The 20763-nt window shown below is 60.5% G+C and carries 23 protein-coding genes and 1 tRNA gene; 12 read left to right on the top strand and 12 right to left on the bottom strand.

Features of this window, described 5'->3' with window-relative positions; genetic code table 11:
- Nucleotides 1-10: 10 nt before the first annotated feature.
- From A9K65_RS10945 to A9K65_RS10935, 3 genes are all read left to right on the top strand, one after another.
- Nucleotides 11-790 carry a HugZ family protein gene (locus A9K65_RS10945; RefSeq protein WP_064994473.1) on the top strand — a complete coding sequence of 260 codons (780 nt, stop codon included), beginning with the start codon at nucleotides 11-13 and terminating at the stop codon, nucleotides 788-790.
- A gap of 152 nt (nucleotides 791-942) precedes the next feature.
- Complete coding sequence (locus A9K65_RS10940) at nucleotides 943-1287, top strand: metalloregulator ArsR/SmtB family transcription factor (protein WP_013529913.1); 345 nt, start codon at nucleotides 943-945, stop codon at nucleotides 1285-1287.
- Between the two features lie 164 nt (nucleotides 1288-1451).
- Nucleotides 1452-2267 carry an RNA methyltransferase gene (locus A9K65_RS10935; protein WP_064994472.1) on the top strand — a complete coding sequence of 272 codons (816 nt, stop codon included), beginning with the start codon at nucleotides 1452-1454 and terminating at the stop codon, nucleotides 2265-2267.
- A gap of 92 nt (nucleotides 2268-2359) precedes the next feature.
- Here A9K65_RS10935 and A9K65_RS10930 read toward each other — a convergent pair whose 3' ends face one another.
- Together A9K65_RS10930 and A9K65_RS10925 are read right to left on the bottom strand one after the other, a co-directional pair.
- Nucleotides 2360-3496 (bottom strand): hypothetical protein, encoded by a 1137-nt coding sequence (locus A9K65_RS10930; protein WP_024504506.1) that lies wholly within the window; start codon nucleotides 3494-3496, stop codon nucleotides 2360-2362.
- Nucleotides 3497-3672: 176 nt separating this feature from the next.
- A complete protein-coding gene (locus tag A9K65_RS10925) occupies nucleotides 3673-4209 on the bottom strand; it encodes an EipA family protein (RefSeq protein WP_224621527.1) in 537 nt (178 codons plus the stop codon).
- A gap of 391 nt (nucleotides 4210-4600) precedes the next feature.
- Here A9K65_RS10925 and A9K65_RS10920 point away from each other — a divergent pair, with 391 nt between their 5' ends.
- Both A9K65_RS10920 and A9K65_RS10915 read left to right on the top strand, forming a co-directional pair.
- Nucleotides 4601-5230, top strand: coding sequence for a histidine phosphotransferase family protein (locus tag A9K65_RS10920; protein ID WP_024504504.1), 630 nt, complete (start codon nucleotides 4601-4603; stop codon nucleotides 5228-5230).
- Between the two features lie 238 nt (nucleotides 5231-5468).
- The gene (locus A9K65_RS10915; RefSeq protein WP_024504503.1) at nucleotides 5469-5873 is read left to right on the top strand and encodes a response regulator; all 405 of its coding nucleotides are present in this window, start codon (nucleotides 5469-5471) and stop codon (nucleotides 5871-5873) included.
- Between the two features lie 104 nt (nucleotides 5874-5977).
- Here the strand turns inward: A9K65_RS10915 and ctrA are convergent, their stop codons facing one another.
- Nucleotides 5978-6673 (bottom strand): cell cycle two-component system response regulator CtrA, encoded by a 696-nt coding sequence (ctrA, locus tag A9K65_RS10910; protein WP_006203583.1) that lies wholly within the window; start codon nucleotides 6671-6673, stop codon nucleotides 5978-5980.
- Between the two features lie 452 nt (nucleotides 6674-7125).
- Here ctrA and A9K65_RS10905 point away from each other — a divergent pair, with 452 nt between their 5' ends.
- Entirely contained in the window at nucleotides 7126-7503 is a 378-nt protein-coding gene (locus A9K65_RS10905) for a flagellar export protein FliJ (protein WP_013529907.1), read from the top strand.
- A gap of 96 nt (nucleotides 7504-7599) precedes the next feature.
- On the opposite strand, the gene A9K65_RS10900 is transcribed toward A9K65_RS10905, so the two are convergent.
- On the bottom strand, nucleotides 7600-7998 hold the full coding sequence (locus tag A9K65_RS10900; RefSeq protein ID WP_013529906.1) for a helix-turn-helix domain-containing protein: 399 nt from the start codon (nucleotides 7996-7998) through the stop codon (nucleotides 7600-7602).
- 90 nt (nucleotides 7999-8088) lie between these two features.
- On the opposite strand from A9K65_RS10900, the gene A9K65_RS10895 reads away from it, so the two are divergent.
- Nucleotides 8089-9015 carry an NADP-dependent oxidoreductase gene (locus tag A9K65_RS10895; RefSeq protein ID WP_064994471.1) on the top strand — a complete coding sequence of 309 codons (927 nt, stop codon included), beginning with the start codon at nucleotides 8089-8091 and terminating at the stop codon, nucleotides 9013-9015.
- 68 nt (nucleotides 9016-9083) lie between these two features.
- Here the strand turns inward: A9K65_RS10895 and A9K65_RS10890 are convergent, their stop codons facing one another.
- Nucleotides 9084-9359 (bottom strand): DUF1153 domain-containing protein, encoded by a 276-nt coding sequence (locus A9K65_RS10890; RefSeq protein WP_013529904.1) that lies wholly within the window; start codon nucleotides 9357-9359, stop codon nucleotides 9084-9086.
- 289 nt (nucleotides 9360-9648) lie between these two features.
- Here A9K65_RS10890 and mnmA point away from each other — a divergent pair, with 289 nt between their 5' ends.
- Nucleotides 9649-10839: a tRNA 2-thiouridine(34) synthase MnmA gene (gene mnmA / locus A9K65_RS10885; protein ID WP_013529903.1), complete on the top strand. Its 1191-nt coding sequence runs from the start codon at nucleotides 9649-9651 to the stop codon at nucleotides 10837-10839.
- 56 nt (nucleotides 10840-10895) lie between these two features.
- Here mnmA and A9K65_RS10880 read toward each other — a convergent pair whose 3' ends face one another.
- Nucleotides 10896-11861 (bottom strand): Gfo/Idh/MocA family oxidoreductase, encoded by a 966-nt coding sequence (locus A9K65_RS10880; protein WP_024504501.1) that lies wholly within the window; start codon nucleotides 11859-11861, stop codon nucleotides 10896-10898.
- 240 nt (nucleotides 11862-12101) lie between these two features.
- On the opposite strand from A9K65_RS10880, the gene A9K65_RS10875 reads away from it, so the two are divergent.
- Nucleotides 12102-12178 (top strand) — tRNA-Met (locus A9K65_RS10875).
- Here A9K65_RS10875 and A9K65_RS10870 read toward each other — a convergent pair.
- The 3 genes from A9K65_RS10870 to A9K65_RS10860 all read right to left on the bottom strand — a co-directional run bounded on the left by A9K65_RS10870 (nucleotide 12135) and on the right by A9K65_RS10860 (nucleotide 15372).
- A complete protein-coding gene (locus tag A9K65_RS10870; protein WP_084016056.1) occupies nucleotides 12135-13763 on the bottom strand; it encodes a recombinase family protein in 1629 nt (542 codons plus the stop codon). The genes A9K65_RS10875 and A9K65_RS10870 overlap by 44 nt on opposite strands.
- 465 nt (nucleotides 13764-14228) lie before the next feature.
- Nucleotides 14229-14684 carry a helix-turn-helix transcriptional regulator gene (locus A9K65_RS10865; protein WP_064994470.1) on the bottom strand — a complete coding sequence of 152 codons (456 nt, stop codon included), beginning with the start codon at nucleotides 14682-14684 and terminating at the stop codon, nucleotides 14229-14231.
- 7 nt (nucleotides 14685-14691) lie between these two features.
- A complete protein-coding gene (locus tag A9K65_RS10860) occupies nucleotides 14692-15372 on the bottom strand; it encodes a hypothetical protein (protein WP_064994469.1) in 681 nt (226 codons plus the stop codon).
- Between the two features lie 137 nt (nucleotides 15373-15509).
- Here A9K65_RS10860 and A9K65_RS10855 point away from each other — a divergent pair, with 137 nt between their 5' ends.
- Nucleotides 15510-15752: a helix-turn-helix transcriptional regulator gene (locus tag A9K65_RS10855; RefSeq protein WP_023699715.1), complete on the top strand. Its 243-nt coding sequence runs from the start codon at nucleotides 15510-15512 to the stop codon at nucleotides 15750-15752.
- Nucleotides 15753-15836: 84 nt separating this feature from the next.
- On the opposite strand, the gene A9K65_RS10850 is transcribed toward A9K65_RS10855, so the two are convergent.
- Both A9K65_RS10850 and traA read right to left on the bottom strand, forming a co-directional pair.
- Nucleotides 15837-16052, bottom strand: coding sequence for an AlpA family phage regulatory protein (locus A9K65_RS10850; protein WP_064994468.1), 216 nt, complete (start codon nucleotides 16050-16052; stop codon nucleotides 15837-15839).
- 128 nt (nucleotides 16053-16180) lie between these two features.
- The gene (gene traA, locus A9K65_RS10845; protein WP_064994467.1) at nucleotides 16181-19228 is read right to left on the bottom strand and encodes a Ti-type conjugative transfer relaxase TraA; all 3048 of its coding nucleotides are present in this window, start codon (nucleotides 19226-19228) and stop codon (nucleotides 16181-16183) included.
- Between the two features lie 173 nt (nucleotides 19229-19401).
- Between traA and A9K65_RS10840 the strand changes: the two genes are divergently transcribed.
- Together A9K65_RS10840 and A9K65_RS10835 are read left to right on the top strand one after the other, a co-directional pair.
- Nucleotides 19402-19728, top strand: a complete 327-nt coding sequence (locus tag A9K65_RS10840) for a conjugal transfer protein TraD (protein WP_198327624.1) — start codon at nucleotides 19402-19404, stop codon at nucleotides 19726-19728.
- A 1-nt stretch (nucleotide 19729) separates the two neighbouring features.
- Nucleotides 19730-19978, top strand: a complete 249-nt coding sequence (locus A9K65_RS10835) for a conjugal transfer protein TraD (protein ID WP_064994465.1) — start codon at nucleotides 19730-19732, stop codon at nucleotides 19976-19978.
- A gap of 262 nt (nucleotides 19979-20240) precedes the next feature.
- Here the strand turns inward: A9K65_RS10835 and A9K65_RS10830 are convergent, their stop codons facing one another.
- A complete protein-coding gene (locus tag A9K65_RS10830) occupies nucleotides 20241-20705 on the bottom strand; it encodes a GIY-YIG nuclease family protein (RefSeq protein WP_064994464.1) in 465 nt (154 codons plus the stop codon).
- Between the last annotated feature and the right edge of the window lie 58 nt (nucleotides 20706-20763).

The following is a 20763-nucleotide window of genomic DNA, read 5'->3' as shown; positions in this document are numbered from 1 at the left end:
CGGTGCTGCCTTGGACGAGCCGAAGAAGGACGTGATCCGTGAGACGGACGCCGAAGCGATCCGGCTGGCGAAGACGCTTCTGCGCAGCGCCCGCTTTGGCGCCCTGGCGGTGATCGAACCGCAAACCGGCTCGCCGCTGGCCAGCAGGGTTGGCGTGGCCACCGACATCGACGGCGCACCGCTGATCCTGGTGTCGATGCTTTCGGCGCACACCGGCGCGCTGCTTGCCGACCCGCGCTGTTCCCTGTTGCTCGGCGAACCAGGCAAGGGCGACCCGCTGGCGCACCCGCGCCTGACACTGGTCTGCCAGGCGGTAAGGATCGAGCGCGGATCGGCCGAACACGCCCGCACCGAGCGCCGTTACCTCAATCACAATGCCAGGGCGAAACTTTACGCCGGTCTCGGTGACTTTTCGATCTTTCGCCTCGATCCGCAACGCGCCAGCCTCAACGGCGGCTTCGGCAAGGCCTATCAGCTCGACCGATCGGATCTGCTCGCCAGCGGACCGGTCGTCGAGGAACTCGCGGCGCGCGAACAATCGGCCATCGACCACATGAACGCCGACCATCTCGACGCGATCGCCGTTTACGCACAGCATTTCGCCAAAGTATCCGGCAACGGCTGGCGTATTGCCGGATTCGATGCCGATGGCATGGATCTGGTGTCGGGCGACGATGCTTGCCGGGTCTTTTACCCGCAACCTCTGGGCGCAGCAGGTGAATTGCGGCACGTTCTGGTCGATATGGCGAGGGCTGGCCGAGCCATTGTCGACGCCGGGACTGAGACTTAATTATGCTGGATCAAAAGCAACACTTGAGATTTAGGTGAAATGCTCTACCTTTTAGTGACGCTGAATCGCCAGCGCCGATCGATAAGTGAATTTATGGAATCAGACGCCATTGCCCCCATGGCGTCGGGATGAACAGGAAGCATGGGGGATCGATGGTCTCGACAAAGCTAATCGTGAACGCCGAATCGGCGGCAGAGTTTCTCATGCTGATGGGCAATGAGAAGCGACTGTTGATCATGAGCTACCTCGCCGAAGGTGAAATGTCGGTGGGAGCCATAGCCGAGAAGGTGATGCTCAGCCAATCCGCCCTGTCCCAGCATCTCGCCAAGTTGCGGGCGCTCGACCTTGTCGACACCCGCCGCGACCGCCAGATGATTTACTACTCCTGCAAATCCGACGCCGTGCGAGAACTGCTTGTCATGCTGGACGGCATTTTCGGCAGCGGCAAGGATGACCTGTCCCAGATGGCGCACCGCTTGCGCCGTGCTGGAACCTGACCACACAGCCGCCGATCTCGCCGGCGATTCAGAGCGACATGCGCCGATTTGGGGCGCACAAAGCTGGCTGATTGTCCCGAATTGTCGCATCGTGCTTTCCAAACAAGGTGAGCGCCGGGAAGCGGTCCGGATTTTCGGGCCGATGCGACGGTCGCGAGGAATGCATGGATCCCATTCGCATCGACGACCCGCAAGATCCGCGCGTCGCTGCCTATCTCGACATTCGCGAGCGTGACCTCGCCGGCCGGCAAGGCCGCTTCGTCGCCGAAGGCAAGGTGGTGCTCGACCTGCTGCTCACAACTGGACGCTTTGCCGCCGAATCGGCCCTCGTCCTGGAAAACCGGCTGGCGGGTCTCGACAAGATCCTGAGCAAGGCGCCCGCCGACCTCCCGGTCTATGTGGCCACCAGCACGGTGATGGACGCAATCGCCGGATTTCACATGCATCGCGGCATCCTAGCCATGGGCCGCAAGGGAGCGCCGCAGCCGGCCGAAGCCCTGCTCGATGGCTTGCCGCCTCGTGCGCTGGTCGTGGTGCTCGTCGGCATCGCCAACCATGACAATGTGGGCTCGATCTTCCGCAACGCCGCCGCCTTTGGCGCTGACGCGGTTTTGCTGGATGCGACGTGCTGCGACCCGCTCTATCGCAAGGCGATCCGCGTTTCGGTCGGCGCCGCGCTCAAGATCCCGTTCGCATCGTTCACCGACACCGCCGGCTTCACAACGATGCTCGCCCGACGTGGCTTCGAACAATTCGCGCTCTCGCCACGCGGGAAGACCGACATCCGCGATGCGCAGCGCAGCGAGCGCCTGGCGCTCTATCTCGGCACCGAGGGCGAAGGCTTGCCGGACGACCTGCTCGCAAGCCTGCACGACGTGCGGATCACCATGGCGGAAGGCTTCGACAGCCTGAATGTCGCCGCGGCTTCAGCCATCGCGCTGCACCATTTTTCGGCTAGAGCAATTCTAGGAAAAGTGTGAAGCGGTTTTCCGTCCAGAATTGCGTCAAAGCAAAGAGTTAGGGCATTTCGCCGTTTCCGTGAAACGGTGAAATGCTCTAAGGAGACCTGATCTCAGCTTGTCGCGTCAGCCTTCTGCAGCGCGCGCACGCGGTCGGCAAGACTGCGGTCACCGTTGCCGGAGCGTGCGTCCGACGGTACCGCCAATGCCATGGCGATCGGCGAACCAGGCCCCTCGAGCTTGGCCGTCAGATGGACGACCTCCGCCGCCAGCTCGTTCATCTGCTCGCGCAAGGCGGAGCTGCTGTCAGTGGCCTTGGAGGCGGCCAGTGCGGTGAGATCCGCCTTCAGCCGTTTGTTCTCGCGCGCCAGCGCCGTCAGCCTCGCCTCGAGCTGCTCACGGTCGCTGTCGAGCTTGGCGATTGCCTTGTCGAAATCATCGCTCCTCGCGACATCGCCGCCCTTGCCGACCAGCCGCAAGGCTGGCGCACTGTCCTCGGATTTCGATCTTTCGCGCATGCGTGCCAGTTCCTTTTCGCGGCGGTCGAGTTTGTCTTCTCGATCGGCAAGTGTGGCCAGCAGCCGTTCGACCTTCTTGTCGAGCTCGGCGGTCTTTTTCTTCTCGGCTTTCAGGGCGTCCCGCGCGGCCTTGCTTTCGGCCGCGATTTCCTGGCCGCGCCTGTCGGCTTCCTTGCGCTGGCCGCGCAGCATCGCAATGTCACTGGCGAGTTTCTGCATTTCGGACTCTCGCGCCACGAGCTCGATCTGCCGGCTGCTCGAGGAAAAACTGGCGTCGTCATACATGCGCTCCAGCTTTTCCAGCTCAAGGGCGCGCTTTTCCAGCTTGCGTTCGGTTTCCTTCAGACGCTCCGAAAGCTGCTGCAACTCGCCCTCTCGCTGACGCAGCGCTTCGTTCTTCGCGCCCAGCTCGGTCAGCGCCTGGTTCTTGTCCGTCCGCTCGACCGCCAGGCCCTTCATGGCCTCGCGACCGCGATTGATCTCGACCAGTTGTTCGGCCGCCTTCTCACGCAACGCCTTGACGCTGATTTCCAGGCGGCGCGTCGTCATGGCGTATTCGGCGCGGATGCGATCCTTGTCCGCCTGGATTTCGGTCTGCGTCAGAGGGATCGAGGATTCGATGCGTTTGCGTGTAAGCGCGACCGCACGACGCCATATGGCCGGAGCCACCATGAGCGCCAGAAAGCCAGCGCAGAGAAAGCCGAGGACGAAGAACAGGACCGACTGGACCAAGTGACTACCCGTTGTGGCCGGCAAGCATCAAAAGCGCATAGAGCGCTTTGACTGTGCCACGTTGACATGGCGGAAATCCAGCGTTGCGGCAAGGGTTTGCCGCAACGCTACGAGTTTAATGCATGTCGACCCAAAAGCGGTCCCGGATTTGGACAACGACAGTCAAGGACTTCAGCCTAGAACGGATTCCAGGTGGCCCGCTCGGTAAGCTTCAGATAGCCGAGATTGACGCCGAGCCGAGCACCGACGCCGGTGCGGATCGGCACCAGGAGAACATTGTTGTTCTTCAGCACGTTGAAGCCGACGCCCGCCACCACATAGGCTGAACCGGCAACGCCGCCATAGCGGTTGTAGAGGCTGCCCACATCATCGAGATTGTAGACCAGCATCATCACCCGCGACCCCTCGCCGCCGAAATCCCAGCCGAGCGACGGGCCTTGCCAGAACACTTTGTGGTCGCCGGCATTCTTGGTGTAGAGCGTGCCTTCGCCATAGGTCAGGCCACCGATCAGCGCACCAGAGCCCTCTTCGCCCAGCAGATAGCCGTTGGGCAGGCCGTAGGAGGCAAAAATCTTCTCGATCACCGTGGCGAGTCCGCCCGATGTGGCGCCAAAAAATTTGTGACCGGAATCGACAATCTCCTGAGCGGTGTATTCCTGGGCCCGCAGGGCTGAAGTCGAGAAGACGAGAACGCCCAGGAGCGTGACCGCCATTGAGAAGACACGGAGAAAGCTCCGGTCGTAGTATCGGGAAAACATGCTTCCAATCTCCGTCAGGGAGCACCTTCGCCGACGCCTCGCACCCCGTACGGCTCTTTTAGCCGGCCGTTAAGGGTAACTGTTAGGGGCAAATTATGCCGTAATCCTTTTTCAACCATTAAGCTCCCACATGAACATGGCGGTTCGAAGGCTGTTTGGGGTCGCTCAATTGGGGTCGGCAGCCTGCGTGAACACGCCATTTGCCACAACCACAATTTGGATTTGTTGCTGCACGCACGGGCGCTGTGTATTCAGAAAGCCTGAGGAGAGAGTGCGTGATTCGTGTGGCAGGCGACGATCGATCGCCCGGCCATGAGTTGTGAGATTTTGCAGGGATTTTTCGCCGATGGCCGATCTGTTCACCCTTTCCGCACCCGATCTGGCAGCGCTTTTGTGCAGCCGGGTCTGCCACGATATCATCTCGCCGGTCGGCGCGATCAACAACGGGCTCGAATTGCTTGATGAAGGCGGCGCCGATGAGGACGCCATGAAGCTGATCCGTCAGAGCGCCCGCAACGCTTCGGCCCGCCTTCAGTTCGCCCGCATCGCCTTCGGTGCCGCCGGTTCGGCCGGTATGTTGATCGATACCGGCGATGCCGAAGCGGTCGCCATCGCCTTCCTCAAGAACGAAAAGCCGGAACTGACCTGGAACGGGCCCCGCGCGTTGCTGCCCAAGAACAAGGTCAAGCTGCTGCTCAACCTGATCCTCGTCGCCAATGCCGCCATTCCGCGCGGCGGCAAGCTTTCCGTGACGCTGGAAAACCTTGAGACCGAACCGCGTTTCGCGCTTGCGTCGGCTGGCCCGATGCTGCGGGTGCCGCCGAAATTCCTCGAACTGCATTCCGGCCACAAGCCGGAGGAGCCGATCGACGCGCATTCCGTGCAGCCCTATTACACGCTGCTTCTGGCGCGCGAGGCCGGCATGACGATATCGATCCACGCGACGCCGGAAGAAATCGTGCTTTCGGCGGCCTGATGCGCAGCCGATAAAGCGAAGTATTTTTTCATTTAAAGCTGTAATTCCAGCTCATCGACTTGAGATGCGTCTGGTCGTTCAGGCGGCGCCAAAGCATTCGTGAATAAAAGTAGGCACCTGCCCATCTTTATAAAAATTTTACCTAACGCCTTTTCGGCTTCTTTACCAGATTGGCCTATGGTGCGTCCTGGATGCCCCCGACGCTACCGGACTGCCAGAAGGCAAAGAGGACCCGGAAATGAAACGCTGCATGTTCGTCGACGATTCAAGCGTTATCAGGAAGGTTGCAAAACGCATCCTGGGCGGCTCCGAAATGATTGTCATCGAGGCCGCCAGCGGACTTGACGCGCTGGAGATGTGCGCCGCCGACATGCCCGACATCATCGTCGTCGATGGCGCCTTGCCCGACGTACCGGCGGTCGATCTCATCCGTCGCGTCCGCGCCATGGAGAGCCCGATAAGGCCGCAGATCCTGATTTCCCTGGTCGAGCTCGATATTGCTTCGATCATGCGGGCCAAGCGAGCCGGCGCCCAGGGCTATCTCTTGAAGCCGTTCAACCGCCCGCAGTTGCTCGAGCGCTTTCGCACCTTGAAGAGCGCACCTGATTCGGCATCCTTGAGCAACTCCAGAAAAAGTGCGTGACGGTCTTCTGCTCGGAAGCCCAAAAGCAGACCGTTACCAGCCCATCATGCAAAAACCCGGCCGAAGCCGGGTTTTTTATTGAAAAGATTCGAACGATTCGTCGCTCAGGCGCTGACGCGAATGTCTTCCGGTTCGCGCAGCACATAGCCGCGACCCCAGACCGTTTCGATGTAGTTCTGACCGCCCGATGCCGCGTCGAGCTTTTTGCGCAGCTTGCAGATGAAGACGTCGATGATTTTCAGCTCAGGCTCGTCCATGCCGCCATAGAGGTGGTTGAGGAACATTTCCTTGGTCAACGTGGTGCCCTTGCGTAGCGAGAGCAACTCCAGCATCTGGTATTCCTTGCCGGTCAGGTGCACGCGCTGGCCGCCCACTTCGACTGTCTTGGCATCGAGGTTGACCACCAGGTCGCCGGTGGTGATGACCGACTGGGCGTGGCCCTTGGAACGCCGCACGATGGCATGAATGCGGGCAACCAGCTCGTCCTTGTGGAATGGCTTGGTCATGTAGTCGTCTGCGCCGAAGCCGAGGCCGCGCACCTTGTCCTCGATGCCGGCCATGCCGGAGAGGATGAGAATAGGTGTTTTGACCTTGGAAAGGCGAAGCGTTCTCAAGACCTCGTAGCCTGACATGTCAGGCAGGTTGAGGTCGAGAAGAATGATATCGTAGTCGTAGAGCTTGCCTAGATCGACGCCCTCTTCACCGAGATCGGTCGTGTAGACGTTGAAACTTTCCGATTTCAGCATCAGTTCGATGCTTTGTGCGGTTGCACTGTCATCTTCTATCAGCAGAACACGCATTTTATTCCCCTTTTCTGCTGCCGGACCATTTCACGACCCGTCCGGACCCGGAGCAGTGGTTGCCTTGTGCAGAGGCTGCCATTGAATGGTTAACAAATCCTAATTTCCCGTCCATGACGGTACCAGATTTTTTAACCTCTTTCTACACCCTCTTGAATCTAATAACGAATCTCAGAGCCAAATTCCTAATGCAACACATTAACAACCTGGACTAAGCGACTCCAGGGACTCATCGACGTCGCTTCCGCATCGGTGGCCGGAATTTTTACCCGGCCTTAAGTCCTGACCCGTATGATTAACAATGCCCGTAAACGAATGGTTACCGCCGGCAAAAAACTTTAGGGTTTTGTTTCCCATAGTTGGGGGAAAGCCGGTGGACACGGGTGCGGCCTGGGCGTTTCCAGGTGGTTTGGACGATAAGTGCGGGTGTGCGTTTCCGGGAGTACCGAATCATGAAGTCACGTGAAAACCTCGTTCGGCTGAAACAGTTTCAGGTGAATGAGAAGCGGCGGCAGCTGCTGCAGCTCGACATGATGATCGCCGAGTTCGAACGCATGGCCGTCGAGCTGGAGCTTCAGATTACCGCCGAGGAAAAGAAGGCCGGCATCACCGACATCAACCATTTCGCCTATCCGACCTTCGCCAAGGCGGCTCGCCTGCGCCGCGACAATCTCAGGAATTCCCAAAGCGACCTCGCCCAGCAGCGAAGCGCCGCCGAATCATTACTCGGCGAAGCTGAAGCGGAGCTTTCCAAAGCGGAAATGCTGGAATCGCGCGACACGAAGATCCGCGAAGCCGAAGTCGGTGGCCGCAGCGCCATGATCGGCTAAAACCCTGCCCCTGGCGACGTCAACGCTCGCCATCGGACTGGCGCATTGTCGCGGCTTGCGGCCCGGCGGAATACGCCCAGAAGAATGAAAACCGCCCTACGCGGCCCAATCCCCTTCATTCTCGGCAATTGCCCTTGCACGGGCATCCTTGATATCCGGCGCATGCTGCTCCGCCCATGACCTGATCTGGGTAAGCAGTCCCGCCAGGTTCTGACCGAGCTCGGTCAATTCATATTCGACGCGCGGCGGAATGACCGGAAAGATCTCGCGCCGTACCAATCCGTCGCGCTCGAGCACGCGCAGCGTCTGGGTCAGCATCTTCGGCGTGATGCCGTCAAGCTTCCGGGCAAGCTCGCCATTGCGCAGCCGGCCTTTGCGCAGCGCGCAAACCACCAGATAGACCCATTTGCTGGCCAGCATCTCCAGCACCGTGTGCGAAGGACACGTTCGCCGGAACGCGTCATAGCCGAAACCGCAATCATCTTCACTATCCATGAGGTGCGTATGTATCAGAAAGGTACATACTGGACAAGGGACTATTACTATCCAAATGATAGTGGCATCAACCGAGCAGGAGATATCTCAATGCGTGCCGCTATCCAGAATTCCGTCGGCGGACCCGACGTCCTTGTCATCGCCGATCAGCCCGATCCCACGCCAGAGGCCGGCGAAGTGCTGGTCGGTGTCAAGGCCGCGGGCATCAATCCGGTCGATGGCGCCGTCCGTGCCGGCTACTACCCCTTGCTCGGCGAGCCGCCCTTCATCCTGGGGTGGGATATCTCGGGAACTGTCGAAGCACTCGGCGCCGGCGTCACCGGCTTCAAGATCGGCGACGAGGTGTTCGGGATGCCGCGCTTTCCCAAGCAGGCCGCCGCCTATGCCGAGTTGGTTGCCGTACCTGCCGATCAAATCACACTGAAGCCGAAGGGCGCGGGCCACCTCGAGGCAGGCGCCTTGCCGCTGGCCGGCCTCACCGCCTGGCAAGGGCTTGTTCGCCACGGCGGGCTGAAATCGGGGCAGCGCGTATTGGTGCATGCGGGAGCCGGCGGCGTCGGTCATCTGGCGGTGCAGATCGCCAAGGCGCGCGGCGCCTACGTCGTCGCCACGGCCAGCCCGGGCAAGCTCGATTTCGTCCGCAACCTCGGCGCCGACGAGGTCATCGACTACACCAAGGGCGATTTCACCGATCAGGTTCGCGACATCGATCTGGTGCTGGATCCAATGGGCGGCGACCACGCCCAACGCTCGCTGAAGGTGCTCAAGCGTGGCGGCGTGCTGGTGTCACTGCTCGATGTCAGCGACGACACCAGGGCGCAGGCCAGTGCGCGCGATATTCGGGTCGAGCGTATGTCGGTCGTGCCCGACAGGGAGGGCCTGCTGGAACTGGCTCGGTTGATCGATGCCAACAAGATCACCGTCCATGTGGCGAAGAGCTTCCCACTGGACCAGGCGGGGGCCGCTCACGCCTTCCTTGCCACCAAGCCGATCGGCAAGGTTGTGCTGTCGCTCTGAGCGGAACGGTGACCGTGAAAACAGAAGGGCGCGGAGTTAGCCGCGCCCTTCATCTAAATTCGCAATGGTCAGTGCCGGTATTGCTGGATGCGTGTCGTGCGCAGCCCGGCAAGGCCGTATTCGTCGATCGACGCCTGCCAGGACAGGAATTCCTCGGTGGTGAGCTTGTAGCGTTGGCATGCCTCGTCCAGGCTCAAAAGCCCGCCGCGCACGGCCGCAACCACTTCCGCCTTACGCCGGATAACCCAGCGACGTGTATTGGTCGGCGGCAGATCGGCAATCGTAAGAGGGCTGCCGTCAGGCCCGATAACATATTTGACTCTCGGTCTAACCAGATCGGTCATCGTACTCTCTACAAAAAACTCAAAGACCCAATCCCCGCCACGTTACCGCCACAGCTTTAAAAATTGCCTAAGCAGACCCTAATGACTAGGTAAGGATCATGAACGCCGCGTTAGTCTTTTCGCCGGCATTTGAAACATCTGCCCGCAAACCCTGATTTGCCGGGGGAAAATGCATCCATTGGCGAAGATCGGCCACAAACGGTGAATCGCCCTGCACGCTGGCGCGCCGGTAAAGCTTGACCTATATTCTCGACATTGGCATTGAGGCGCCGCGCAGAACGAAAGCATCATGAACAGTCTCGATCTTCCCGGACGTCCCGAAAACACCCGCATCGTCGTCGCCATGTCGGGCGGTGTCGATTCATCGGTCGTCGCCGGCCTGCTGAAACGCGAGGGCTACGACGTCGTCGGCGTCACCTTGCAGCTCTACGACCACGGCGCGGCGACGCACCGGGCCGGCTCATGCTGCGCGGGGCAGGACATCGACGATGCCCGCCGTGTCTCCGAGACGCTCGGCATCCCCCATTATGTGCTCGACTACGAGGAACGCTTCCGCAAGGCGGTCATCGATCCCTTCGCCGAAAGCTACGTCGCCGGCGAGACGCCGATCCCGTGCGTTTCCTGCAACCAGACGGTGAAGTTCGCCGACCTCCTGGCCACCGCCAAGGAGCTCGGCGCCGACGCGCTGGCCACCGGCCACTACATCCGTTCCGGCGCCAATGGCGCCCAGCGCGCGCTCTACCGTCCGGTCGACGCCGACCGTGACCAGAGCTACTTCCTGTTCGCCACCACGCAGGCGCAGATCGATTATCTGCGCTTTCCCCTCGGCGGCCTGTCGAAGCCTCAGGTTCGCGCCATCGCCGAGGAGATGGGGCTGGCGGTTGCCGCCAAGCAGGACAGCCAGGACATCTGCTTCGTGCCGCAGGGCAAGTATTCCGACATCATCGCCAAGCTGAAGCCAACTGCGGCCAATCCGGGCGACATCGTCCACATCGACGGTCGCGTGCTCGGCCGCCATGAGGGCATCCTGCGCTACACGATCGGCCAGCGCCGTGGCATCGGCATCGCTTCCGGCGAGCCGCTTTACGTCGTCCATCTCGATGCCGACCGGGCTCGCGTCGTGGTTGGCCCGCGCGAGGCGCTGGAGACGCACAAGATCTATCTGCGCAATATGAACTGGCTGGGCGACGGACCGCTCACAGACGTCCCTGCCGGCGGCCTGGAACTGTTCGCCAAGGTCCGCTCGACGCGGCCGCCGCGCCCGGCCGTGCTGCATCATCGTGCCGGTGCCACATGGGTGGAGCTGGTCGACGGCGAGTCCGGCATCGCGCCGGGCCAGGCCTGCGTGCTCTACTCCGATGACGGCAACGAGGCCCGCGTGTTCGGCGGCGGCTTCATCGAGCGTTCGGAGCGTGGCGCCGAGGCCGAGGCCATGCTGACCCGGCTTGCCGCCCGGCCGGCCCAGATTCCCGCGGAATAAGATTCCCGCGGAATAAGATTCTTGCCGAATAAGTTTCCTGCCGAATAATCCGCGCTTCAGGAATTCGACTTGGTGTGGGTGACCGTGCCGGCGGTCAGGATGCGCAGCACCCTGATCGCTTCCTCGCCGCTGGTACGCGGTTCGGCACGCGTCTCGATGCACTGGATGAAATGCTCCAGCTCGCGCGTCAGCGGCATGCCCTGGGCAACCGCGACATAGGACGGCTCATTGGTGGTGAAGGCCCATTGGCCGCTGTCCTGCCACACCGCGTGGCGGTAGACGGCCAGCTTGCGTTCCCATGGCTCGACGTCGTCGAACACCGCCATTGCCTTGGTGCCGACCACGGTCAGCCGCCGCTCGCGATAGGGATTGAGACGCGAGGTGAAGAGATGGCTGCGCAGGCCGTTGGGGAAGCGCATGTGCAGATGCGCGAAGTCGCTGAGATTATCGAGCAGGGCGGCCCCCTCGCCGCGCACCTCGATCGGCTCCGTGCCGGTGATCGCCAGGATCATCGACAGATCGTGCGGCGCCAGGTCCCACAGCGCGTCGTTCTCTGTGTGGAACTTGCCGAGGCCGAGCCGATGAGAGTGGATGTAGCGGACCTCCCCGAGTTCGCCCTTGTCGATCAGCCCCTTCAGCGTCTCGAAGGCGGGGTGGAACCGCAGGACATGGCCGACCATGAAGACGCGGCCATTGTCCTTGGCCGCCTGCACCGCACGCTCGGCATCCGCCACCGTCAGCGCGATCGGCTTTTCCACCAGCACGTCCTTGCCGCTCTCGACGGCACGTACCGCAAGGTCGGCATGGAATTGCGGCGGCAGCGCCATGACGATGGCGTCGATATCGTCACGGACGAACAACTGGTCCGGCTCGATCGCCAGGCAGTCCTGCTCGCTGGCAAAGCCTTCCGCGCGGGCCCGGTTGGTATCGGAGACCGCGTGCAGCGCGCCGAGCGCCTTGAGAGTGCGGATGTGGTTGCTGCCCCAGTATCCGCAACCGAGGACTGCTATGCGCGGCTTCATCTGTTTCAAACTCTAAAAACTCGTGGCCGAGACATAGCGACGTGCCCCTTCGAACTCAACCCCGGCGGCGACAACCAAATGTCGCCGCGGCAAAGCTTTTCGATAATGACGATAAGCCGGCAAGCCGGTTGCTTCGAAGCTTGACAGGCTCACCCTCCCAACCTTATATCCGCGCGACCTTGGCGAACGCCCCCGACATGCCCTTCGATTTGAGGCGGATTTCGGGCCTTTCGCCGCCCTGGCGGGGTAGCTCAGTTGGTTAGAGCACGGGAATCATAATCCTGGGGTCGGGGGTTCAAGTCCCTCTCCCGCTACCACCATTCCCCCCACTCCTTTGACGCCGTGGGGGAAGGCACGCTCGCCCAAGAGTGCCGTCAACCGACCAGCGATTTCGACGTCAACCCCGCCGGTTCTCGACGGATCTCGAAACACCGTGACTGTTTCGACCAAGTCGCGCATTGCCTCTGCACATTCGGAATCGCCGGAAGCAATACCGTTGGCGAGCCCGGTCTGAAGTTGATTCAGTTGTTCCTCGTAGCGGGCCAGCACCGCAGGGTGCAGCGCGATCACTCCTGTCGCGGCCGGCACCTGATCCAACTCAGCCAGAATGCACTTGCGCTCTTCGTTCAGCGTTGTTGATTGCGGTCCGAGTACGGCTGGGTCGCAATGGCCTTTGGCAATGGCGTTGACCAGCCGCTCGATCTCCCGAGATAATTCTCCAAGCCGTCGCTCCAAACGGGTGCGCCTGGCATCGGTATCCGCTGCCAAGCGCTTCCGTTCTTCGTGGTAGGTCTGGACGTACTGGGCAATCACTTCGGGATGGCGCAACTCGGCAGTAAGCCCATTCAAAACTGCAGTTTCGACCGTATCCAAATAGAAGGTCTTCGGATCAGCGCAAATTCCGCTTTCTGTCGCGGCCGAACAGCGGATGCGAATGCGCCTGGACTTGTCGATGCCTTTTGACGACATCCCCGCACCACAGGCACCGCACTTCAGCAGCCCAGTCAGCATATGCCGTGGTCGGCGTTGATGGCTTGGATGGGTCGTTGCGCGCGCCCTCTTGCGTGCTTGTGCTGCGTCGAACAGGTCGGATGAAACAATGGCGAGGTCCGGTACTGCGACTACTCGCCATTCACCCTTGGGATTTGGACGCGATACACGTTTCCCCGTATCAGGGTCCTTGATCATTCTGACCCTGTTCCAGATCAGACGGCCAGCATAAAGCTCATTGTGAAGCAGCCCCGTCCCTCTCTGCACATTTCCATTGATAGTAGAGGCATTCCAGGCTCGACCCCGAGGCGGCGGTATGCGGTCTCTGTTTAGATTGTGAGCGATATCACGCGGGGTCTGCCCTCCGACATACTCTCGAAAGACACGACGCACGATGTCCGCTTGGTCCTCTGCGATCATCCGCTTCCCGGGGTCTCCCAGCACGTACGAATATCCATAGGTCAATCCCCCGGCATGAAGCCCCTTGTTAACTCGGCCAGCTTGACCCCTGCGGACTTTGTGAGCGATGTCCTCTCGATAGAGTTGGCCGACAAGACCGCGTAGGCCGACCAATACCGTGTTCACCACGCCTTCGTGAACCGCACGAATTTCGATGCCGAGAAATGATAGGCGCTTGTGAATGCCCGCAAGATCTTCCATGTCGCGCGAGAGCCGATCCAGTGCCTCCACCACGAGCACGTCGAATTCGTGCTCACGCGCTTTATCCATAAGCTGAAGCAAACCGTCACGGCCCAGGACGGAGCCGCCGGAGCGGGCTCTGTCATCGAACGTCGCTACAACATTCAATCCCGCACGATCTGCATATGCTCGGCACAAAGCGAGCTGATCGTCGATTGATCGCTCATTTTGGAGGTCGGTTGAGAAGCGTGCATAGATCGCGGTTCGATTCATGATGAGTTTTCTCGGCCTGTTCACGCTCGTGATCTTCGCGAGCCGCTTGGCGCGCAAGTGCTTTTGCAAGGCGCAGAATCGCTCTATCAGGCGCTCGGAACAAGGCCCTTTTTTGAGATCTCACAACCATTGCGAGTAGCGCTCGCTACGGATCGGCTGGGCTTCTGCTGAAAATAGCAGTGCGCAGAATGCGCGGCTCGGTTCAATCCTGCCGAGATCATGATCTTGGTCCATGTCTCCCAGATGTGCACATGCAGGAGATGAGAAAAGCCGTCAAATTGGTCGGTCGCAGAATTGGATAGCAAGGCGTGCTTTTCGGAAATCCGCAAGTCCACCTCAAGCCGCAAGCTATTCCGCGGCTCTGGAGAAGCTCTTAGGCATTCTGGCGGGATCGCCTGACTACGCCCATCGCCGTCTTTCCCAGGTTGCAAAAGGCGCGGGCCTGACGGCCTGCTCAACCTCGTTCTAATCCTCGTCCTGGCATTGCACAGGATCGATTTCCTTTCCCAATTCAAAGAGCAGGGACGACACGCGGTTGCGCACACGCGGGGGAAGTCGCAACAGCCTTTCGATCAAGCGTCTGCCTTCCGCGCTGGCGATGAATTCCAGGCGTTCGTCGACGGGCAGGAGCGGAGCGGTTGCCTCGCCATTGCCCGGCAGACCATCGAAGAAGCGGCTGACAGGAACATCCAGAGAGCGGGCGATTTCGTAAAGCGTGGAAGCGCTGACGCGGTTGCGCGCACTTTCGTATTTCTGGAGCTGTTGAAAGCTGATGCGGATCGCACGGGCCAGTTGCGCTTGCGAGACGTCCGACTGGACTCGCAGAGTCGCGATCTGCGTGCCGACGTGACGGTCGGCCGGATGGGGACGGACCTCACCGTTAGGTGCCACACCGCTTTGAAAACGATCCAAGATTTTCATCAAGGCTTCACCTGCTCTGTGAGTTTTGCTGCTTTTCTGAGCTTGGGTTCGTCTCACCGTCTAAGCCATGAAGGCGGATGAGGTCATTCAGTACCGAGCGGATGTGCGGCCAGGGGAAATCGTCTGGATGTTCCCAGTGCTCACCGTCACGCAGGATGACCTTGAGCTTGGCCAAAATGCCTTCGATGGACGTGGCCGCTGTCTGCGGTAGATCATCGAGAAGTGCCCCTTCGACTGTTTCCGATTGCCGGATCAGTTCGTCTGTTCTCGAATAGCCAATCTCAGCATCAGCAGCGTCCCAGCGCGCGTGGTGTGCCACGAAATCCGCAAGCGCCCTGCCCCATTCGACTTCATTTTCAGGAGAGTGGGCATCGTTCAGGCTCTCGATGGAATGGAGCGTCACGTCCGTACCATCGGCAAGCCGCATCTTGGCGCAGGGAAAGCCAACTATCCTGGCGAGGTGTGTCTCCAACCGCTGCTGTTCGCGGCACAGCGCCAGTGTCTCATCGTGGATCTTTTGCCAACTCCCACACAGACGAAGAGCAGGATCGGCCGCGCTGCCGTCCGTCAGTTCGCCAGCCAGCGATTTCGCCTGGAAGGGCCATGCCGCCGCGCCCGTGGCCGTGCCCGTCAGCAAGCGCCGCCGGGTGATGAAAAACAAACTCATGCTATTGTCGGAATCAGCCATGATCCGAGCTCCAAACAGCTTTGCATGGTTGGTGATACAGCCAAACGCTTTGGCGGCCTCAGCTAAATATCTGAATTTAAGATAACTGAAAATCAGATATAAAGGAAGCCCCCATCTGAGTTCAGATGAGGTGATAAGTGGTCGATACACTCGGTACGAATCGGCACAAAGCTTTGATCGCGCTGCTGATCAAAAACCGTGAAGCGGCAGGCCTTACGCAAGTTGAGTTGGCAACCAGGCTCGGCCAATACCAATCGTTCGTAGCTCGACTAGAAAGCGGACAGAGACGTGTTGATGTCGTGGAGTTTATAAACCTAGCCGAGATTCTCGGTTTTAGCGCTCCGTCAGCCATCAAGAAGCTATCGGAAGTAACAGGTTGAGCGATGGGAGCGTGTGACCGCGCTAGTGCAAATTGACAATTTGCAGAACCGGCAAGAAAGCCCCAGGTTGTTGCACCTACCCGTTCAATCGGACCTCTTCACCTCAGCCTTCGACCCCCATCGAATGGGATCCTCAACCCAGCGGTTGATCTCGGATTCATGCCACCCGGCGCCATTGGTGCTGATCCTCAGTTGAGCCGGGAACGTGCCGTCGGCGATCTTGCGATAGATTGTCGAGCGGGACAGGCCGGTCCTGGCGAGAACTGTTTTGAGACGAACGATACGATCCGGCTCGGCCATAGCTTGCCTCCACCTGAATGGTTGTTGCTGATTTCTGTTGGGACAGACAGGACGAACCCATGCCGGAGGCAATCCGATTTTTCGCTTCATCCGCCTGTAGCGTGGAAACGGCCGCAAATCGGAGGGGTTCAAATACCGATTCCGCGACCCTTACCGATGCCATGGCTGAAGGCGAGTTCCGCGCCCAGGCGACGACCCAAATCCACGTTGATGCCAAGCTCGCGTTTGCGGTTTGCCAGCAGGGATTCAAGTTGAGGATCGCGTTCGAGGGTCTTGGCCATGTCGGACATGGCCGAGCGCGTTGACTTATAGCCGGACATGTCGCCGGCCTGATATTGGTCCCGTCCCGTACGGTCGAGCTTTTGCCAACGTTCCACGAACCGGTCGGCGCGCCGGCCGGGATCGATGTCCATCCCGGTGCGGATTTCCGTTTCAAGCTGGAGAGCAATAACGATGCGATTGACCCGGCCGGCCCCCGCTTCACGAACCAACTCGGGGCTCTTGACATAGGCCGCTTCGGCATCGCGCCAGCCATGAGGCCTAACCTCCTCGAACGCGTTGCGCGCATCTCTCAGTTCGCGCATCTGGTCGGGACTTCCCTGCCCATCCGCAATTCCGGTGCTGAGGATCGCGTCGAGCGCTCGCGCGTGACGCACAAGCGCTTTCGTGCGATCGGTGCGCAACGCCGCTTCCGGGTCCGCCGAAACATCCGTATCACGCTGCATTCCCCTGACCAGAGCTTGTCTTTCAGGCCTGGCGCCGCCATCTCCGATTTGCGCCCCGACCTTCTCCCTTCCCGGACTACGCCCACGGTCCTGGCCAGGCTCGGCGTCCGCGGGCGAGCGCAACCCGTCCAGCAATCCGCCGATCCTGTCGCGCAGCTTCTCCGGAACGATCCGACGCACGATCTCGACCACGCGCTCGCGGAACGTGATGCCGCGCCGTTCGGCATAGCTCCGCGCCGGGTCGACCTGCTCGTAATCCAACGCCATGTCCTTGGCGCGGTCCAGTGACAGCGTACGGTCCAATCGTTCCCGCGTACTGAAGTCATGGCTGCCGTAATGCAGGTCCATCCGTTCGCGATGCCGCGACAGTGCGACATAGCTGCTGTGTGCCTCCATGCCCGGCGTTGCCAGGACGTGAATGCGGTCGACGGTCATGCCCTGCGCCTTGTGAATGGTCGCGGCATAGCCGTGGTCGATGTGCGCGTAGTCTTTCAGGTCGAAGCGCACCGACCTGTCGTCATCGGTGCGCACAGTCATGCTCTGTGTGCTGACTTCCTCCACGCTGCCGAGCGTGCCGTTCTTGACGCCAAGTCCGCGCTCGTTGCGCAGGAACATGACACGGTCGCCGCTGGCGAAGGCCCTTGCACCGCGTTCCACATCCACCTGAACATCTTCGCCGAGATCTCCCGCAGCGCGCATACGCTCGCGCGCTGCCTGGTTCAGGGCGCGCACCTCGTCGTTTGTGTGGGTGAGAATGATCCGGCTTGCCTCTGGATGCGCCTGCCTGTCGCGGTCCCAGCGCGCGACGAGTTCACCTCGCGCTTCGTGGCGCGTCGAAGCCTGATGCACCATGCCTTGCTCGTCATAGGCGCTGATCGCAGCGCCGATCCTGCCGGTTGCCAGATCGCGCGTGGCATCGCGCTGCCAGTCCTCGCGCTGCCGGCGCACCTGACCGATTTCGACGCCGCCATGACGCTCATGGATGGAGCGGAATGCAGCGCCGGCTTCGATCGCCTGCAACTGCTGCGGATCGCCGACGAGGACGACTTTTGCGCCAGCGTCCGCCGCATGGGAAAGCACGCGCTCCAACTGGCGCGTGCCGACCATGCCGGCCTCATCGATCACCAGCACATCGCGGGCGGTGAGCAGATCGCGGCCCTGCCCCCAGCTATGCTCCATACTGGCGATGGTGCGTGATGGGATGCCTGATCCGCCTTCGAGATTCTCGGCGGCAATGCCGGAGAGTGCCGCGCCTCGAACTTCATAACCCGCAGCTGCCCATGCCTGGCGCGCAACGCCCAGCATGGCGCTCTTGCCTGTTCCGGCAAAGCCGACAACGACACCAAGACCGCGGCTTTTCGTGATGTGATCCAGTGCGCCGCTCTGCTCGCCCGAAAGGATGAGCCCGCGTTGCGCAGCCCGCGCCAGCGCTGCCTCGCGATGTACGTTGCTCACAGCGTGGCGCTCGTCCAAATCGATACGCTCCGCAGCGCGGTGCAGGCGCTGTTCGGTCTCGATCATCTGCCTTGTGGTGAAACGGTCTTCGCCGCGTCCGTCCTTGCCGAGCTCGACCAGATCGGGTGCGTTGCTGATGGCTCCCAGCACCTCGTTGAACTGCTCCACCCCGTCGCTGTGGCGATGCGAGAACTTCGCAATGTCCTTTCGGGTGAAGGTCGATTGCTGATGCGTGATGGCATCGAGCGCCACGGTTGGATCGGCAATGATGCGCGCACCATTGTTGCGCGCGATCTCGCGATGCAGTTCTGCGCGATCTGCTTCACTGTCGCCAGCAGCAAGGCCACTGCCCTCGATGCGTTGAGCCGGTGCACCAATCTGGGTTTGCGGCTCCAGGGCAATGCCCTGCGCTTCCAGACTGCGATGATCGATGCGCGAGTCGATGTCGAGTTCGGCCAGGCGCTCATTGGCCAGCTCCGCCCATCGCTCGCGCCAGCGCTCGACCAGCTGGGTAGAATTCCAGTCTCGAACCTTGGCATCAAAACCATTCTCGTCCACGGACCGCATGGTGAGCATGACATGGGCGTGTGGCTTGGGGCTGCCATCCTCCGCCCTGTCCCAGTGCACATTGAGATCGGCGACCATGCCCTTGCTGACAAACTCGGCCTGTACAAAGTCGCGCGCCAGTTCGACGCCTTGCGCCTGGCTCAGCTCGCGTGGAAGGGCGAACTCGACTTCGCGGGCGAGCTGGGCATCCTTGCGGACCTCGGAAGCCTCGACATCGTTCCACAGCCGTTCGCGGTCGCGCCAGACCTCCGGTGCATTCGCAGGCAGCATCACCTCGGAATGGACGACACCGCGCTTGGCGGAGAAATCATGCGTGCGTTCGATCCGCTCATCGCGCAACCGCGAAGCCGAACGGTACGCGGCGGACGCCACGGCACTGCTCCCAGCCTTGCGGCCAATGACCTTGACGTGAAGATGATAGATCGCCATCGCGACCAGATCATTTGCACGTCAAAGCGCACGTCGGCACGACGTATAAGCGCGCCCTCCCTCGAAAAAAATCTCGGGATGGACCAGCCCGTCCCGGGCTGTCTCGGCAACCCTGAAGCCTTCCGGCAGCCGCTCCCCTATCATCCAGAGATCGACAATCAATGGAGGCAGACATGCGCAAACCACGTGACTTCGATACCGAACTGAAGGCACTGGAAGACAAGGCGCGAGAGCTCAAAACGAGAAAGGTGCAGCAGCTTGGCGAACTGGTGATCGCCACCGGCGCCGATCAGCTCAGCAGCGACGAACTGGCGGGCGCACTTGTGGCAATCACTGAGACGAAAGACACCGCAAAGCGTGAGGCATGGGCCAAGCGTGGGGTGATGTTTTTCGAGAGCGGGTCCCGGCGAACTGCTTCGGCATCTGAGCGCAACGTTCGAAGCGCTCCAGCGCAACCGGGCAGCGCACAATCGCCGGCAGGCGGCACGGGCTCGCAATGACATGCGCTCGTGGCAGGTCGAGCGCCGCAAACGCACCCGACATTTGATTGAACTCGGCGGTCTCGTCGTCAAGGCAGGCATTGTCGAGCTCACCAATGACGATCGCGCTGCCATCTACGGCGCGCTGCTTTGGATCGCCGCCAAGCTGCAAAGCCATGAACGCGAGAATGCGCGTAACCTATGGTCTGCGAAGGGTAGGCAGGCGTTCGATGGTGAACGGCGTGAAGAGCAGATGGACCGGCGAACATAGCGATGGCTGTAACGGCGGGCGGCCGCAACAACGCAACAGATCGTGATCCATTCGCGATGCACCAACTTTCGACGCGCATTGAAAGTCATCGAATGTTTCGACCGGGGCCGTTTGCCATAAGCTAGCGTCAAGAATTCGGTTCGCAGGCCACCGGTGTAAAATCGTATTTTACATCGATGAGCACATCGACCTTTAGGCAACCGAACTCACACGGCGCAAGGATAGCTAGGCAGGCGTTACCTTGCCTTGCCTCAAGGGCTAGCTAAGCCTTCTTGCAATAGAATGATTCCTGCCTTTGGAATTGTGGCAAAGAAAGCCTTCGGCGATCCATTTCCATCAGAGGCTCAACCATCCCATCACCATTGAACCAGTAGATGAAATCCACTGAGTTGCGATCTGGATTGTCATCGCTGAACGCCGTGAACCCCTCTACCAACAGCTCGCGGCCGTCGTCATCCCCGTCGAAACTGAACCATTCTTGCGCATACCAGTAGCGCGCAAACCCAGCGTGTAGTCGCCGCTCATGATGGGAAGCTCCCCAGATGGGCTTCAGTCCAATCAATGTCATATCGGGCAGCCAAGTCTTCGCGGCCCTTAGACGGTCCTGGGTCCGCCTAGTCTTCCCTATCTTGTACCGGCCATGCCTCTCAATGACATAGATGAACCCGGGATTAACACGGGTAATCTGCCAAACAGGCATAATGGTTCCGACTTGCTTGAAGATCATTCCAGGCCGTTCCTCCTTTAGGCGAGCGTATCCGCCTTGAGCTTAGGAAGGGTCAAAC

Source organism: Mesorhizobium sp. WSM1497, assembly GCF_001672455.2.
Lineage (GTDB): Bacteria > Pseudomonadota > Alphaproteobacteria > Rhizobiales > Rhizobiaceae > Mesorhizobium > Mesorhizobium ciceri.
This window is presented reverse-complemented; position numbering and strand designations above follow the sequence as displayed.

Excerpts from the sequence above, each read along its gene's own strand:
- A9K65_RS10940 (WP_013529913.1), top strand. The coding sequence starts at position 943 with ATGGTCTCGACAAAGCTAATCGTGAACGCCGAATCGGCGGCAGAGTTT.
- A9K65_RS10935 (WP_064994472.1), top strand. The coding sequence starts at position 1,452 with ATGGATCCCATTCGCATCGACGACCCGCAAGATCCGCGCGTCGCTGCC.
- A9K65_RS10925 (WP_224621527.1), bottom strand. The coding sequence starts at position 4,209 with ATGGCGGTCACGCTCCTGGGCGTTCTCGTCTTCTCGACTTCAGCCCTG.
- A9K65_RS10920 (WP_024504504.1), top strand. The coding sequence starts at position 4,601 with ATGGCCGATCTGTTCACCCTTTCCGCACCCGATCTGGCAGCGCTTTTG.
- A9K65_RS10915 (WP_024504503.1), top strand. The coding sequence starts at position 5,469 with ATGAAACGCTGCATGTTCGTCGACGATTCAAGCGTTATCAGGAAGGTT.
- ctrA (WP_006203583.1), bottom strand. The coding sequence starts at position 6,673 with ATGCGTGTTCTGCTGATAGAAGATGACAGTGCAACCGCACAAAGCATC.
- A9K65_RS10905 (WP_013529907.1), top strand. The coding sequence starts at position 7,126 with ATGAAGTCACGTGAAAACCTCGTTCGGCTGAAACAGTTTCAGGTGAAT.
- A9K65_RS10900 (WP_013529906.1), bottom strand. The coding sequence starts at position 7,998 with ATGGATAGTGAAGATGATTGCGGTTTCGGCTATGACGCGTTCCGGCGA.
- A9K65_RS10895 (WP_064994471.1), top strand. The coding sequence starts at position 8,089 with ATGCGTGCCGCTATCCAGAATTCCGTCGGCGGACCCGACGTCCTTGTC.
- A9K65_RS10890 (WP_013529904.1), bottom strand. The coding sequence starts at position 9,359 with ATGACCGATCTGGTTAGACCGAGAGTCAAATATGTTATCGGGCCTGAC.
- mnmA (WP_013529903.1), top strand. The coding sequence starts at position 9,649 with ATGAACAGTCTCGATCTTCCCGGACGTCCCGAAAACACCCGCATCGTC.
- A9K65_RS10880 (WP_024504501.1), bottom strand. The coding sequence starts at position 11,861 with ATGAAGCCGCGCATAGCAGTCCTCGGTTGCGGATACTGGGGCAGCAAC.
- A9K65_RS10870 (WP_084016056.1), bottom strand. The coding sequence starts at position 13,763 with ATGAATCGAACCGCGATCTATGCACGCTTCTCAACCGACCTCCAAAAT.
- A9K65_RS10865 (WP_064994470.1), bottom strand. The coding sequence starts at position 14,684 with ATGAAAATCTTGGATCGTTTTCAAAGCGGTGTGGCACCTAACGGTGAG.
- A9K65_RS10860 (WP_064994469.1), bottom strand. The coding sequence starts at position 15,372 with ATGGCTGATTCCGACAATAGCATGAGTTTGTTTTTCATCACCCGGCGG.
- A9K65_RS10850 (WP_064994468.1), bottom strand. The coding sequence starts at position 16,052 with ATGGCCGAGCCGGATCGTATCGTTCGTCTCAAAACAGTTCTCGCCAGG.
- traA (WP_064994467.1), bottom strand. The coding sequence starts at position 19,228 with ATGGCGATCTATCATCTTCACGTCAAGGTCATTGGCCGCAAGGCTGGG.
- A9K65_RS10840 (WP_198327624.1), top strand. The coding sequence starts at position 19,402 with ATGCGCAAACCACGTGACTTCGATACCGAACTGAAGGCACTGGAAGAC.
- A9K65_RS10835 (WP_064994465.1), top strand. The coding sequence starts at position 19,730 with ATGCGCTCGTGGCAGGTCGAGCGCCGCAAACGCACCCGACATTTGATT.
- A9K65_RS10830 (WP_064994464.1), bottom strand. The coding sequence starts at position 20,705 with ATGATCTTCAAGCAAGTCGGAACCATTATGCCTGTTTGGCAGATTACC.